A 12,289-nucleotide genomic window follows, 5' to 3' on the forward strand; every position below is an offset into this window, starting at 1 on the left:
GTGTGGGAGGCAGCACTTGCCGCGCCATGGCACGGTGCGCCGGTCTGGTTCCACGGCGACGTCAGTTGGGGAAACCTGCTGGTCAGGCAAGGCCGGTTGGGCGCGGTGATCGACTTCGGAACCTCCGGCGTTGGCGATCCCGCCTGCGATCTGGCGATTGCCTGGACATTGTTTGAAGGCAAAAGCCGGGAGGCGTTTCGCGCCGGCCTTCCAGCCGATGAGGCGATGTGGGCGCGTGGTCGTGGCTGGACGCTTTGGAAGGCGCTGATCACGGTAGCTGGACAGATCGACGTCAACCCTGTCGAGGTTGAAAAATCCCGTCATGTGATCGATGAGGTGCTTGCCGATCACGCGCGGCGGGGGTGAGGCGCCAAACGTTCAAGGCGCTCTCGCCCACCAGATCCTGATCCTGTCGCCGATCCATCCGCCCCCGTATGGCGCGACCAGGGACATTCTGGCCGAGGCGATGCTTTCCCGGACCTATGCGTGCCCACCCGCCTGATCGAGGCGGGGGGGAGCGCATCGCCTGCGTCGTTCAGGTCGACTGAGAGGGCGTCACGGAGGAATCGTTTTTCAACGGCTGGCTGCTGTCACAATCGGCGACACGACGGCACTCCAGGAAGTTTCGACCGCCTTGGAGGGGGCAGACACCCTTGGAAGCGTCATCCCGCTTTTCGCCTCGGTATCAGAGCGGGATTTGCAGATGGGCGTTATATGGCAACAGAAGGGGAGGCGGCAAGAATCGAATAAATTCCGACGGAATTGAGGTATATTTTGCGTATTATGCGGCCATTTTGGAATATAACACGTTATCAGTATAGTTAAACGCGAAAGTATCCGTATATATATTTAATAAATGACATTGTGCCATTTGTGCCGCTCGTCGGATTATCAAGTGTTATTTGTGCAACACGGAATTAATCTGTTTGTGGAATTGTCATTATTCCGGAAATCGTCATGGAAGGCAGATGATCGATGGGTATGTTCGCCGCTGTAAAGGGCGAGCGGTGTGAGCCTTTTTCGTTGTGGGGGTGAGGCGGGAAAACATTGCCGCCAGCCACAAATCCGAAGCCATTTATAACTATGACTGGAGAGGTCAGAAAATGAACATCAAGAGCCTCCTTCTCGGCTCAGCCGCGGCCCTGATCGCGGTCAGCGGCGCGCGCGCCGCCGACGCTGTCGTCGTCGCCGAACCGGAACCGGCCGAATACGTCAAGATCTGCGACGTCTACGGCGCCGGTTACTTCTACATTCCGGGCACCGAGACCTGCCTGCGCATCGGCGGCTATCTCCGCTACGACATGGGCGTCGGCGATTCCGGCGCGCTGGATGGCGCCAATAACGTTGCCGATCACATGGACGGCGATAGGAACGACACCTACTACAAGAACATGCGCTTCACGCTGAGGACTTATACCGGCCAGGAAACCGAGCTCGGCACATTGAAGACCTTCACCGAGACCCGCTTCCAGTTCGGCAACTCTTCCGGCGACTATACCGGTGACGGCACCGGCTGGCAGGCCGGCAACAAGGCCACCACCCTCAACTTCGCCTGGATCCAGCTCGGTGGCCTGCGCGTCGGTAAGGATGAAACGGTATACGACCAGTTCATCGGCTATGCCGGCAACGTCATCCAGGACACGCTCATCCCGTATGGTGTCAAGGATACCAATCTCATCAGCTACTACTTCGACGCAGGCAGCGGCTTCACGGGCGTGGTCTCGCTCGAAGAAGGCACCGGCGTCAACACGATCGACAGCTATGTTCCGCATGTCGTCGGCGGTTTGAAGTACAAGGGCGACTGGGGTGCGATCACCGGCGTCGTGGCCTATGACAGCAATTATGAGGAAGTGTCCGGCAAGGTCCGTTTGGACGTCAACGTCAGCAAGGAACTGACGCTGTTCGTCATGGGCGGCTACGGCACCAACGACAACATCAACGACTTCGGCACAGGCCGTACCCAATACAAGCCATGGGGCGGAAACTGGGCGATCTGGGGCGGCGGCACCTACAAGTTCAACGACAAGACCTCGTTCAACGCCCAGGTCTCCTATGACGACTGGAAGAACCTCGGCGTCGCGGCCAACGTGGCCTATACCATTGTGCCCGGCTTTACGATCACGACTGAAGTCGATTACCTCAATGCAGGAAAATTCGACGACTTGGACTTCAACAACTGGACGAAGGCCGACAAGAAGAGCAGCGTCGGCGGCATCGTTCGCTTCCAGCGCAATTTCTAACGGATCGACTGACCTCACCAGCCTGCCCGCAGCACATCGCTGCGGGCGGTTTTTTATGCATTGGCATGAGAGTTACCCGGGGGCCAAGCCCATACCTTGATTTCGCCACCCGATCGGTGAAAAGCTCCTGAAATGGAATGGCGCGACGAGGGAATCATTCTCGGCACCCGCAAGCATGGCGAAACCAGCGCCATTCTCGAGGTGTTGACGCGAGCGCATGGCCGTCATCTCGGCCTTGTTCGTGGCGGCCGTTCGCGCAAGCAGCAGCCTGTGCTCCAGCCCGGCAACCGTGTCGACCTGTTGTGGCGAGCGCGCCTTGACGAGCACCTCGGCACGTTCCAGGCCGAGGCGATCGAGATGAACGCGGCCCGGTTGATGGACAGCGCCGTCGCCGTCTACGGATTGCAGACCATGGCCGCGCATCTGCGCCTGCTGCCCGAGCGCGACGCGCATGAAGGTCTCTACGAAACGCTTGCCGTGATGATCGTCCATCTCGACGACGCCGACGTTGCCGGCGAACTGGTGGCGCGCTTCGAGCTTCTGGTGCTGGACGAACTCGGCTTCGGCCTCGATCTCAGCCAATGCGCCGCCACCGGCACGCGACAGGACCTGGCCTATGTCTCACCGAAGTCGGGACGTGCGGTATCGCGCGAAGCCGGTTTGCCGTGGCGCGACAAGATGCTGGCTCTGCCGGCCTTCCTGCAGCGCGGCTCCGGCCTGCGCGCCGATGCGGCTGATGTCGACGACGCCTTCCGGCTCACCGGCTTCTTCTTCAACCGCCACGTCTATGAACCGCGCGGCATCGAGCCGCCGGACGCTCGTACCGGCTTCCTCGCCGCCTTGCGCAAACATCACGCGCGCGGCAAGGCCATAGCTGGCGAAGACGCAGCCAGAGAAATCATCACATGAGCGAGGTCGAACTTTATCCTGGCCGGGTCTCACCGCTCGGCCTCGGCACCATTCCGCACGCCGACATCCTGAAATACAGCGGTTTGGAATTGCTGCAGCGCATCGTCGACGGTAAGTATCCGGCGCCGCCGATTTCCTTCCAGCTGAATTTCACTCTCACCGAAGTCTCGGAAGGGCGCGCTGTCTTTCGTGGCATGCCGAGCGAGCGCCATCTCAATCCGCTGGGCAGCGTGCATGGCGGCTGGGCGGCGACGCTGCTCGATTCGGCACTGGCCTGTGCCGTGCAGACGCTGCTCGAAAAGGGCGAGGCCTATACCACGGCGGAGTTCAAGGTGAATTTGACGCGTCCCATCACGCCGAAGACCGGCGAGGTGGTGTGCGAGGGCAGGGTTGTTCACAAGGGCCGCACGTTGGCGGTGTCGGAAGCGACGCTGAAGGATGCCGGCGGCAAGCTGCTGGCTTTCGGCACCGAAACATGCTCGATCTTTCCGGCCGCCAATCTGGCGGCGCGTTGACTGGCGGCGCATTGAGTTTTCCGAGCTTGGATTTTCTGGCCGTTTGGCCGCCGCATTTGAATGTCAGTAAGACGAATGTCAGTGAAAACTGGCCTGGTTTGGGGGAACCGCCATGTTTGAAAGCCTGATCGGCCTTGTCGCCATCATCGCCTTGTTCGTCATCATTTCGCGCCAGCAGAGCCGCATCGGCCTTGTCGAGCGCGAGCTTGGCGCACTGCGCAGCCTTGTGCTCTCGGGAGCCGTTCCGCCTGCGGCCAGGCCGTCCGAACAGGCGGTGGCCGACAACGCGCCCGCCGATATGGCTCCGGACGCAGCGGCCGCGGCCGATATCGTTCCGCCGGAGGTAAGCGCAGCGGTCACCGTCCCGGCGCCAGCCACGGACACGGAAGACTCGACCGGCGAGATCGTCTCCGGGCCGTGGACCGCTGCAGAACCGGCACCGAAGGCGGTGGATCCCGCGGAGCTTCCCGGAGCGGCGAAAGCCGCCCGCCAATCCGACGTCGAAACCGCGCTCGGAACCCGCTGGGCGGTCTGGGTTGGCGGCATCGCACTGGCGCTGGGCGGCCTGTTCCTGATCCGCTACACCATCGAAGCCGGCATTTTCGGTCCCGGCGTGCGGCTGGCCATGGCCGGCGTGCTCGGCCTTGTGCTGGTCGCCGGCGGCGAGTTCATCCGGCGCACCGGCTTCAAGGTGCCGGTGCAAGGGGCCGCCGGCGCTTATATTCCAGCGATCCTGACTGCTGCCGGTGCCTTCATCCTGTTCGGCACCGTCTATGCCGCGCATGGCATTTACGGCTTCATCGGCCCGGCACTCGCCTTCACGCTGCTCGGCGTCATCGGTGTGGCGACGATCGCGGCAGCTCTTGTCCATGGCCAGGCGCTGGCCGGCATCGGCCTTGTCGGCGCCATGGTGACGCCGGTGCTGGTCGCCTCGCAGGCACCCAATCCCTGGGCGCTGTTCGGCTATCTCGCGATCGTGCTTGCCGCCACCGGCGCCATCGCCCGCATGCGCGATTGGAAATTACTGATGGCGGCTGCCTTTTTCGGCGCCGGTGTCTGGACCATCCTCTATATGACCGATGCGCCAGGGGCGAACCTCTCTGCCATCCTGTTCATCGACGCCGTCACGCTGGCCGTGCTCGCCCTTGTCTGGCTCGCTCGCCGTGACGACGAACCTGGACCAGCCAGGGCTTTCGACTGGCCGTCCATCGTGCCTGGCCTGTTCGTCGCATTCTCGGCGCTGGGCCTGTCGGTCGACCCGGCCTTCGCTGCCGCCGGCTACGCCTTGCCGGGCGCGGTGGTGATCGCCGCGATGGTGGGGGTCGCGCTTTATCGTCCGCTGGCGCTGCCGCTCCTCTATGCCGCGGGACTGGTCACGGTGCTGATCTATCTCGGCATCATCCCGCCAACCTCGATCGCTTCCGATTTTTCCAGCGGCGCCTTGGGCGTCGACGGACTGCCGGTGGCCACGTCCAACGCGCTGACCTTGCGCATCGGCATCGTACTAGGCCTGGTCTTCATCGGCGCCGGCTTCTGGGCCGCACGCCGGTTCGCCGCCGGCACACAGATCCGCGCGGCCTCATGGGCAGCGTGGGGCGTCATCGTCCCGCTTGTCGTCCTGCTGGCGCTCTGGTTCACATTCGGCAATCTCGACCGTGATCTTGTCTACGCCGCCGCAACGGCACTGCTGGTCGTCATTTTCGCCGCCGGCGGCGAGTGGATCGCGCGGGCCGAGGAGCCGCCGCTCAAGGGCGGTGTCGCGGTGTCGTTTGCCCTGGGCGGCGCGGCCATCGCCGGGCTGCTGCTGATGCATATGGCTTTCGATTCCGGCTGGACCACCATCCTGCTCGGTGCGGCGGCCATCGTGCCGGCGCTGACTACGCGCTGGCGCGCCTATCCGGTGCTCGGCTGGATTTCGGTCGGCGCGGTGATCGCGGTGCTTGGCCGCGTCGCTTTCGACCCGACCATCGTCGGTGCCGGGTTCCTGTCGACGACGCCGGTGTTCAACTGGCTGCTGCCAGGCTACGGCGTGCCGGCACTGGCCTTCGGCTTTGCCGCCTGGCAGCTTGCGCGCACCACGAATGGCCGGCCGCGCCTTGCCATGGAGGCGGCTGCGGCGCTGTTTGCGCTGCTCACGCTCGCTATGCTGGTGCGCCACGCCATGCACGGCGGCGTCATCGACACGGGTGCCATGACGCTCGCCGAACAGTCGATCTACACCCTGATCGCCATCGGCGCCGGCGCCATCCTGGTCGCCATCGACATGCGCTCGCCAAGCTCGGTGCTGCGCTATGGTTCGATGGCCGCCGGTGTGGCCTCGGTCGCCTTCATCGTTGTCAGGCACTTCGTCGTGCTGAATCCGCTGTTGTCAGACGAATCGACAGGCCGGATCCCGGTGTTCAACCTGTTGTTCCTCGCCTATCTCCTGCCTGCGGTCGCCGCCGGGGGACTGGCGCTCTACGCCAGGGACAAGCGGCCGAAATGGTATGCGCAGATGCTGGCCGTGGTGGCTGCCGTGCTTGCCTTCGCCTATGCCACGCTGTCGGTGAGGCGCCTGTTCAAGGGCGAGTTCATCGGCTTGTGGAGCGGCCTCGGCCAGTTGGAAACCTATACCTACTCGGCGCTTTGGCTGGTGATTGGCGTTGCGCTCCTCACAGCCGGTGTCTGGTTGAAATCGCAGGTGCTGCGCGTCGCCTCGGCCGCGCTGATCGCGATCGCCGTGCTGAAGGTCTTCATCTTCGACATGTCGGAGCTGGAAGGTGTGCTGAGGGCGTTGTCGTTCATCGGCCTTGGCGCCGTGCTGATCGGCATCGGCCTGTTTTATCAGCGGCTTTTGACGCGGGCGGCGCGGGAAAACGGATAAAGGCAAGCAAGAACAATAAGATTTCACCCGACCGGGAATAAATCGGCACTAGCCAGCGTTATTGCATTGCTTGGGTGACCGGGGCGGGAGACCGCTTCGCGCTGGCCGCTTGCGCCGTGCCCGGAAGGCGCGTTCAATTGGGATCAATAAGGGCGACCTCGAAACCAGCGGTCATGGACGAAAAGAAGGCAGCAATCCTTGGCGAAATACCGCGCCTGCGCCGCTACGCACGCTCGCTTTTGCGCGACCGCGACGCTGCCGACGACCTTGTCCAGGATTGCCTCGAGCGGGCGCTTGTGCGGCTCGACAACTGGCAGACGGGAGAAAGCCCCCGGAGGTGGCTGTTTACGATCATGCATCATTTGTTCATCGACCAGATGCGCAAGGTGAACCGCCGCGGCGAGGCGGCGATGCTGCCGCTGGAGGCGGGCGAGGCCGTTGCCCAGCCGGCCGAGCAGATGGAGAGCATTGCCTCGCGCGAGATCGTCGACGCATTGCAGGCGATCAGCCCCGACCGTCGCGCAGCCCTTGTCATGGTTGCCATCGAAGGTTTTTCCTATGCCGAAGCCGCCAACATTCTGGGCGTGCCTGCGGGCACGCTGATGTCGCGCATTGCGCGCGGGCGTGAGGAATTGCGCGGGTTGCTGGACGACACGGCGCGCCGCCGCGCGATAAGGATCGTCGAGAAATGATCCGCCGCGACTTTTCCGAACGTGACATCCATATGGCGCTCGATGGCGAACTGCCCGGCGATGAGCGCGCGGCCTACGATGCCTGGCTCGACGCCAATCCCGAGATGAAGGCCAGGAGCGCCCGTTTCACCGCCGACCGGGCGGCGCTGCGTGCCGCCTTCGCCGACGTGCTGGACGAAGCCGTGCCTGGGCACTTGCACAAGGTCGTGCTTGGCGAGGTGCCGGTCAAGGCAGCTGTGCCACGCTCACGCTGGTGGCTTGCCGCTGCTGCCGCCGTGCTTCTGGCCGTAGGCGGACTTGGTGGCTATTTTGCCGGCATCGATGGCATCGGCCAGGAGGACCCGGCCGAAGATCGGCTGGCCGAGCAGGCAATCGCGGCTCATGTCATCTATGCCGCCGAAAAGCGGCATGCCGTCGAGGTGCCGGCCAGCGACAAGGACCATCTGCAGACATGGCTGTCCAACCGGATAGGGCTGAATCTGGTGGCGCCGGACCTGACCGCCGACGGATTCCAGCTGGTCGGCGGCCGGCTGTTGCCGGCAGGCGAGAGCAAGGCCGCCATGCTGCTTTACGAGGACGGCAATGGGCAGCGTATATCGCTGTTTGTCACCACGGAATCGACGGAGAATGCCAAGGGCACCTACGCCGCCGCGCAAGATGGACCCGAGGCCGTCTACTGGCTGGACAAGGGCTATGGCTGCGCCGTGGTCGGCTCCTTGCCGCGCGAGCGGCTGGCCGAGGTCGCCAGGAGCGCCTACACGCAACTTGTGAACGGGCTGGCAAGCTGAACGGCATTGCTTTTGCCGGTGCCGTCGATCCGCGAATGCCGATCCGGCCGAAGGACCTTTCACACCCGTCGGGCCGCGTCGGACTTGTCACAATTCGGCCCTAATCGAGGTGCGATAGCGCTTGATGAATGCCGTCGCATCGCCCCGGAAATCGGAAGCGGTTTTTGGAAACACGAGGCGAGATTCAAGGTGGTGGAGCGGACTTCGTGCGCCCAGGTGGACGCCGGTTTTCCCAACGCCCTGGTCGGCGTCAAGGACGTGTTCGAGTAGGGCCATTTCCACCACCAATCGAGGTTTTCTGAAGCCGCATGCCTGCCGAGATCCGCACGGCCCGCGCGTCTGACGTCGATGATCTCGCCGCCATTGAGAAAGCTGTTTTCTCAAGCGACCGTATTTCCCGCCGCTCCTTCCGCCTGTTCATCGAGCGTGAAACCGCCGAGACGCTGGTCGCCGAGGTCGATGGCCGCCTGGCCGGCTACGCGATCGTGCTGTTTCGCAAGGGCAGCGGGGTGGCGCGCCTCTACTCCATTGCGACCAGTCCGTTTTTCGGCGGGCTGGGGGTCGGCCGCATGCTGCTCGAATCCGCCGAAGATGCCGCCTTCGAGCACGACCGCATGATGCTGCGTCTCGAAGTTCGCGAGGATAACAGCCGCGCGATCCGCATCTACGAACAGGCCGGGTATCGCAAGATCGGCCGCGAGCCCGGCTACTATGAGGATGGCGAAACGGCACTTCGCTACGAAAAGACCTTGCGTGGCGACATTCCGATCGCCACCAAGGTGCCGTTTTACCCGCAGACCTGCGAATTCACCTGCGGCCCTTGCTGCCTGATGATGGCGATGGCCAATTTCGATCGCGGCTTCGTGCCGGATCCGGTCATGGAAATCCGCCTGTGGCGTGAAGCGACGACCGTCTTCATGATGTCTGGTCCCGGTGGTTGCGAGCCATTCGGCCTCGCTGTCTCGGGCTACGAAAGCGGGCTCGCGGTGGAGATCTACGTTTCCTTCTATGGCGCGTTGTTCCTGCAATCGGTACGCAGTGAGGACAAGCGCAGGGTGATGGAACTGGCCCAGGTCGACTTTCGCCGACGCGCGGAACTTTACGGCATCCCGGTGAATTACCGTGCATTCACAATCGACGATATCCGCGCTGCGATCGCTGAGGGAAAGCTGGTGCTGGTGCTGATCAGCGGCTTCCTGATGTTTGGCAAGAAGGTGCCGCACTGGGTGCTGGCGATCGGCGATGACGGCGACCATATCCTGATCCACGACCCTTGGGTCGAGGACGAAAGGCAGGAGACCATCCTTGATGCAGCCAACATTCCCGTGCCTTACGGCATCTTCATGAACATGGCGCAGTTCGGTCGCGATGGATTGCGTGCCGCCATCACTCTGGGAAAGCGTGACAGATAATGACCTGGGTCATCCTTACCGGCAGGCAGAGCGATCTCGACCAGGTGGCGACACCGCACAAGATCATCACCAATCGCGACTATCTCGCGCACCCGTCACTGTTTCGCGGCCAGCGGCCGAAGGTCATCAACCTGTCGAACAATTACGGCTACCAGAGCCGCGGCTACTATGCGTCGCTGCTGGCAAGCTCGCGCGGCCACAAGGTGATCCCGACGGTCGAAACGATGATCGACCTTTCGGAGCGCAAGCTCTATGAACACGCGCTGCCGGAACTGGAGCTGGCGCTCAACAAATGCCGCAAGGATCTCGGCGGCGTTTTTCCGCAAAAGGTCTGCATCTTCTTCGGCATCGGCCCGTCGAAAATCTGGGACCGCTTCGCCAAACTTCTGTTCGACTGGTTCCGCGCGCCGGCGCTCGAAGTCCACATCAAGGACAGCGCCGAATGGGCCTCGATCCGCAAGATCGGTTTCCATCCGCTGGCGCGGATGACCGAGGACGAGGAAAAAAGCTTCATCCAGTGCCTGGAGACCTACACCAACCGCGAATGGCGCGACACCAAGGGCCGCACGCCGGCGCGCTACACCTTCGCCACGCTGGTCGACCCGCATGAGGAATTGCCGCCATCGGAGATATCGTCGCTGCGCTATTGGGCCAAGATCGCCGAGAAGATGGGTGTCGAAATCGAGCCGATCACCAAGCGGGACCTCGCCAAGCTCGCCAATTACGACGCGCTGTTCATTCGCGAGACCACCTCGATCTCCAACCACACCTATCGTTTCGCCCGCCGCGCCCAGCAGGAAGGCATGCCGGTTATCGACGATCCGCTGTCGATGATCCGCTGCACCAACAAGGTCTATCTCAACGAGCTGATGGCCTACAACAAGGTGCCGGTGCCGCCGACGGTGATGATCGCCGGCACCTCGGATCTCGAACTGGCAGCGCAGACGCTGGGCTTTCCGCTGGTGCTGAAAATCCCGGATTCGTCGTTCTCGCGCGGCGTCAAGAAATGCGCCAATTTCGAGGAACTGAAGACGCTTGCTACCGAATGGCTGGAGGATTCCGACCTTCTGATCGCGCAAAAATTCATTCCGACCGAGTATGACTGGCGCGTTGGTGTGCTCGGCGGCCAGCCGCTGTTTGCCGTGCATTATCTGATGGCCAAGAAGCACTGGCAGATCGTCAACCACAAGGCCAACGGCAAGCCCGACCAGGGCGGCATCAAGACCTTCACGCTGAAGGAGACGCCGGCGCATGTCGTCGAGACGGCTGTAAAGGCGGCGCGCTGCATCGGCGACGGGCTCTACGGCGTCGACCTCAAGGAGACCAAGGACGGCGTCTTCGTCATCGAGGTCAACGACAATCCCAACCTCGACCATGGCTGGGAGGATTCCGGCGAGAAGGACGAGGTCTGGGTGCGGCTGACGCAGTGGTTCTTGGAGCGGCTGGACCGGCCGGGGCGGTAATTTGATCGGGGGTAGAACATGCAGTTTATCGTGATCGAGGATTTCACCGGCTGCGATCGCAAGGAGATCTATCGCCGCTTTCGCGACCGCGGCCGCCTGAAACCGGACGAGCTTCTCGTGCACCACAGCTGGATCGCGGCGGACATGAGCCGCTGCTTCCTGCTGGTGGAGACCGATGACGTCACGCTGCTGCAGCGTTGGGTCATCGAATGGGCGGATCTGGTGGAGTTCGAGATCATCCCTGTGGCGACAAACAAGGACATGGCTGAGGCCTTGAGCGGGCACCTCTGATCATCGCCGCACGCTACGTCAACGCAGTGCCGGCGAGTTCACTGCGCGTCGGCATTCGTCGATCAGCCACTGGCGAAACGCCGCCACGACGTCGCGCCTGGCGCTGCGCTCGGGGATCGTCAGGCAATAGGGCTGGCGTAGCTCCAGTGCCTGGGCGAGGGGCCTGACAAGCCGGCCGTCTTCCAGCGCCTCGGCACAGTAGATTCCTTGCGCCAGCGCCACGCCCAATCCCGAAATCGCAAGGTCGAGCGCTGCGCGCGATGAGTTGGCCGAGAGGCCGCGCTGCGCTGCCCGGCCGGGCTCGATGCCGGCCGCCTCGAACCAGTTGTGCCAGGACGGAAAGGACGCACCAGTCGGTCCCCAGCCCGTGTGGATAAGCGGCAGACTGGCCATGCCTTCGGGTTTGATCGTGTCCGCCAGCCCGGGCGCACACACGGGATAGACTGCGTCCTGGACGATGTCCTCGGTCGGGTGCTCGCGATAATGCGGCCCATAGGAGAGCCTGATGTCGATCAGTTCACGGTCGAACGGCACCGGGTCGTCGTCGCCTCTGAGCGATACGTCGACGGCGCCATGGCTTGAGGCAAAACCAGCGAGACGCTGCGAAAGCCAACCCATGGCCATGGATGGCGGCACCGACACCACAAGGCGCGGGCGGAACGTATCGCCGCCCAGCTGGCGCGCGACGCTGCCGATCTCCTGGAAGGCCATGGTCAGCCTGGGCAGCATCTCGACGCCGGCCTCGGTGAGGACGACGCGCCGGTTGACGCGGTGGAACAGCTTGCGGCCCATCTGCTCCTCGACCGTGCGGATGAGCTGGCTGACGGCAGCGGCCGACACCGAAAGCTCTTCCGCTGCCGCGGCAAAGCTGCCTGTACGGGCCGCAGCCTCGAAAGCTTGAAGTCCTTTGAGAGAGGGAGGTACGGCCATAATCACCGAATAGATAAGTTCAGCTTATCTAGATTGCAGAAATCGTCGTTTTTGGAAAGGTTGTTCATTGGCTACAGTGGGTTCATCAAGCTCCAGTCTGGATCGAAGCACGTGGATCATCGTGACGTAATTTCATCGTTGACGCAGGAGGAGCGCAACCGGCTGACCGCCAAGTCTGATGTTGCG

General features: G+C 62.8%; 11 protein-coding genes. 10 read left to right on the top strand and 1 reads right to left on the bottom strand.

The genetic code is table 11. The features are described 5' to 3' along the window. The 10 genes from EOD15_RS17160 to EOD15_RS17205 form a co-directional block, all read left to right on the top strand. Nucleotides 1-366, top strand: a 366-nt coding sequence (locus EOD15_RS17160; protein WP_148129567.1) for a phosphotransferase, incomplete at its 5' end; no start/stop codon positions are given. A 737-nt stretch (nt 367-1,103) separates the two neighbouring features. After that, complete coding sequence (locus tag EOD15_RS17165; protein ID WP_127321916.1) at nt 1,104-2,240, top strand: porin; 1,137 nt, start codon at nt 1,104-1,106, stop codon at nt 2,238-2,240. A gap of 132 nt (nt 2,241-2,372) precedes the next feature. Beyond that, nucleotides 2,373-3,149, top strand: a complete 777-nt coding sequence (recO, locus tag EOD15_RS17170; RefSeq protein ID WP_127321915.1) for a DNA repair protein RecO — start codon at nt 2,373-2,375, stop codon at nt 3,147-3,149. Continuing rightward, nucleotides 3,146-3,664 (top strand): PaaI family thioesterase, encoded by a 519-nt coding sequence (locus EOD15_RS17175; protein ID WP_127321914.1) that lies wholly within the window; start codon nt 3,146-3,148, stop codon nt 3,662-3,664. The genes recO and EOD15_RS17175 overlap by 4 nt, the downstream gene beginning before the upstream one ends. 112 nt (nt 3,665-3,776) lie before the next feature. Then, nucleotides 3,777-6,527 carry a DUF2339 domain-containing protein gene (locus EOD15_RS17180; RefSeq protein WP_127321913.1) on the top strand — a complete coding sequence of 917 codons (2,751 nt, stop codon included), beginning with the start codon at nt 3,777-3,779 and terminating at the stop codon, nt 6,525-6,527. A gap of 173 nt (nt 6,528-6,700) precedes the next feature. Then, a complete protein-coding gene (locus EOD15_RS17185) occupies nt 6,701-7,219 on the top strand; it encodes an RNA polymerase sigma factor (RefSeq protein ID WP_127327234.1) in 519 nt (172 codons plus the stop codon). Then, entirely contained in the window at nt 7,216-8,007 is a 792-nt protein-coding gene (locus EOD15_RS17190; RefSeq protein WP_127321389.1) for an anti-sigma factor, read from the top strand. The genes EOD15_RS17185 and EOD15_RS17190 overlap by 4 nt, the downstream gene beginning before the upstream one ends. Nucleotides 8,008-8,315: 308 nt before the next feature. Next, on the top strand, nt 8,316-9,419 hold the full coding sequence (locus EOD15_RS17195) for a peptidase C39 family protein (RefSeq protein WP_127321390.1): 1,104 nt from the start codon (nt 8,316-8,318) through the stop codon (nt 9,417-9,419). Next, entirely contained in the window at nt 9,419-10,882 is a 1,464-nt protein-coding gene (locus EOD15_RS17200; protein ID WP_127321391.1) for a RimK family protein, read from the top strand. Before EOD15_RS17195 ends, EOD15_RS17200 begins: the two co-directional genes overlap by 1 nt. Before the next feature lie 30 nt (nt 10,883-10,912). After that, nucleotides 10,913-11,173, top strand: a complete 261-nt coding sequence (locus EOD15_RS17205; RefSeq protein ID WP_236383112.1) for a DUF3303 family protein — start codon at nt 10,913-10,915, stop codon at nt 11,171-11,173. A gap of 18 nt (nt 11,174-11,191) precedes the next feature. On the opposite strand, the gene EOD15_RS17210 is transcribed toward EOD15_RS17205, so the two are convergent. Further along, a complete protein-coding gene (locus EOD15_RS17210; RefSeq protein WP_127321392.1) occupies nt 11,192-12,103 on the bottom strand; it encodes a LysR substrate-binding domain-containing protein in 912 nt (303 codons plus the stop codon). Nucleotides 12,104-12,289: the final 186 nt, after the last annotated feature.

This window comes from Mesorhizobium sp. M7A.T.Ca.US.000.02.2.1, assembly GCF_003996995.1.
In the GTDB taxonomy this organism is placed as follows: Bacteria; Pseudomonadota; Alphaproteobacteria; order Rhizobiales; family Rhizobiaceae; genus Mesorhizobium.

Coding starts and splice junctions, on each gene's coding strand:
- EOD15_RS17165 (WP_127321916.1), top strand. CDS start 1,104: ATGAACATCAAGAGCCTCCTTCTCGGCTCAGCCGCGGCCCTGATCGCG.
- EOD15_RS17210 (WP_127321392.1), bottom strand. CDS start 12,103: ATGGCCGTACCTCCCTCTCTCAAAGGACTTCAAGCTTTCGAGGCTGCG.
- EOD15_RS17175 (WP_127321914.1), top strand. CDS start 3,146: ATGAGCGAGGTCGAACTTTATCCTGGCCGGGTCTCACCGCTCGGCCTC.
- EOD15_RS17180 (WP_127321913.1), top strand. CDS start 3,777: ATGTTTGAAAGCCTGATCGGCCTTGTCGCCATCATCGCCTTGTTCGTC.
- EOD15_RS17200 (WP_127321391.1), top strand. CDS start 9,419: ATGACCTGGGTCATCCTTACCGGCAGGCAGAGCGATCTCGACCAGGTG.
- EOD15_RS17185 (WP_127327234.1), top strand. CDS start 6,701: ATGGACGAAAAGAAGGCAGCAATCCTTGGCGAAATACCGCGCCTGCGC.
- EOD15_RS17190 (WP_127321389.1), top strand. CDS start 7,216: ATGATCCGCCGCGACTTTTCCGAACGTGACATCCATATGGCGCTCGAT.
- EOD15_RS17195 (WP_127321390.1), top strand. CDS start 8,316: ATGCCTGCCGAGATCCGCACGGCCCGCGCGTCTGACGTCGATGATCTC.
- recO (WP_127321915.1), top strand. CDS start 2,373: ATGGAATGGCGCGACGAGGGAATCATTCTCGGCACCCGCAAGCATGGC.